Source organism: Microbacterium nanhaiense, assembly GCF_014646015.1.
Taxonomy (GTDB): domain Bacteria; phylum Actinomycetota; class Actinomycetes; order Actinomycetales; family Microbacteriaceae; genus Microbacterium; species Microbacterium nanhaiense.
Genome location: NZ_BMMQ01000018.1, coordinates 1 through 2387, shown reverse-complemented (window position 1 = coordinate 2387; position 2387 = coordinate 1). Strand labels below are relative to the sequence as shown.

Below are 2387 nucleotides of genomic sequence, written 5' to 3'. Positions count from 1 at the left end.
GGGTCGGGGTGCATGCACGTTGTTGGGTCCTGAAGGCTCAGCCGGTGATCTCTTTGGAGGTCTGGTTGCAGCTTTCTCGCTCTCATGCCAAGACAGACTGGGTCTGTGGCGGGTGGGGTGCGATTGTACTTTGAGAACTACACAGTGGACGCGAGCATCTTAAAGAAGCGAACACAGATAGATATTTCTGTGGCTCATGTGATTTCAAGTCTTTAAGAGCAAACGGTGGATGCCTTGGCATCTGGAGCCGAAGAAGGACGTAGCAATCTGCGATAATCCTGGGGGAGCCGATAAGCGGGCTGTGATCCCAGGGTCTCCGAATGGGGAAACCCCGCCAGACGCGCGAGTGTTCTGGTGACTCCCGCCTGAATATATAGGGCGGGTAGAGGGAACGTGGGGAAGTGAAACATCTCAGTACCCACAGGAAGAGAAAACAATAGTGATTCCGTGAGTAGTGGCGAGCGAAAGCGGATGAGGCTAAACCGTGCGTGTGTTCAAGCCGGCAGGCGTTGCACGTGCGGGGTTGTGGGACCTACTTGAAGATTCTGCCGAGTCTTCGACCGTACAGAAGCGTATAGACGAACCCGTTTGAAAGCGGGACCAGAGAGAGTGCCAGTCTCGTAGTCGACATGCGTGTTCTGCGGTGGTGGGGATCCCAAGTAGCACGGGGCCCGTGAAATCCTGTGTGAATCTGTCAGGACCACCTGATAAGCCTAAATACTTCCAGATGACCGATAGCGGACTAGTACCGTGAGGGAAAGGTGAAAAGTACCCCGGGAGGGGAGTGAAATAGTACCTGAAACCGTTTGCTTACAAACCGTTGGAGCCTCCTTGTTGGGGTGACAGCGTGCCTTTTGAAGAATGAGCCTGCGAGTTAGTGATACGTGGCGAGGTTAACCCGGGTGGGGTAGCCGTAGCGAAAGCGAGTCTGAATAGGGCGATTCAGTCGCGTGTCCTAGACCCGAAGCGAAGTGATCTATCCATGGCCAGGCTGAAGCGACGGTAAGACGTCGTGGAGGGCCGAACCCACTTAGGTTGAAAACTGAGGGGATGAGCTGTGGATAGGGGTGAAAGGCCAATCAAACTTCGTGATAGCTGGTTCTCTCCGAAATGCATTTAGGTGCAGCGTTGCGTGTTTCTTGCCGGAGGTAGAGCTACTGGATGGCCGATGGGCCTCAACAGGTTACTGACGTCAGCCAAACTCCGAATGCCGGTAAGTGAGAGCGCAGCAGTGAGACGGTGGGGGATAAGCTTCATCGTCGAGAGGGAAACAACCCAGACCACCATCTAAGGTCCCTAAGCGCGTGCTAAGTGGGAAAGGATGTGGAGTTGCTGTGACAACCAGGAGGTTGGCTTAGAAGCAGCCACCCTTGAAAGAGTGCGTAATAGCTCACTGGTCAAGTGATTCCGCGCCGACAATGTAGCGGGGCTCAAGCACGCCACCGAAGTTGTGGCATTGACACATGCGATTGCCTTCGGGCCAGTCGTGTTGATGGGTAGGAGAGCGTCGTGTGGTGGGTGAAGCGGCGGAGTGATCCAGCCGTGGACGCCACACGAGTGAGAATGCAGGCATGAGTAGCGAATGACACGTGAGAAACGTGTCCTCCGAATAACCAAGGGTTCCAGGGTTAAGCTAATCTTCCCTGGGTAAGTCGGGACCTAAGGCGAGGCCGACAGGCGTAGTCGATGGACAACGGGTTGATATTCCCGTACCGGCGAAGAACCGCCCAAGCTAATCCAGTGGTGCTAAGTGCCCAAAGCCATTCATTGTCACCTTCGGGTGGCGCCGGGTGGTGGAGCGCATGACCCCATGCTGGTGCGGTTAGCGTATTAACAGGTGTGACGCAGGAAGGTAGCCCAGCTGGCAGATGGTGTCCAGTGTAAGCGTGTAGGCCGATTCCTAGGCAAATCCGGGAGTCGTGATGGCTGAGACGTGATGCGTATCAAGTGGGTGATCCTATGCTGCCGAGAAAAGCATCGACGCGAGGTTCTAGCTGCCCGTACCCCAAACCGACTCAGGTGGTTAGGTAGAGAATACCAAGGAGATCGAGATAATCGTGGTTAAGGAACTCGGCAAAATGGCCCCGTAACTTCGGGAGAAGGGGCGCCCAGCACTTATAGGCACTTGCTGCTGAAAGGGTGTGTGGGCCGCAGAGACCAGTGGGGAACGACTGTTTACTAAAAACACAGGTCCGTGCGAAGTTGTAAGACGATGTATACGGACTGACGCCTGCCCGGTGCTGGAAGGTTAAGAGGACGGGTTAACACTTTGGTGTGAAGCTCAGAATTTAAGCCCCAGTAAACGGCGGTGGTAACTATAACCATCCTAAGGTAGCGAAATTCCTTGTCGGGTAAGTTCCGACCTGCACGAATGGCGTAACGATTCC

General features: G+C 54.7%; 1 rRNA gene. It reads left to right on the top strand.

Annotated elements, in window-relative coordinates:
- Positions 1-202: 202 nt before the first annotated feature.
- Positions 203-2387, top strand: a 23S ribosomal RNA gene (locus tag IEX05_RS15095); the annotation flags it as partial.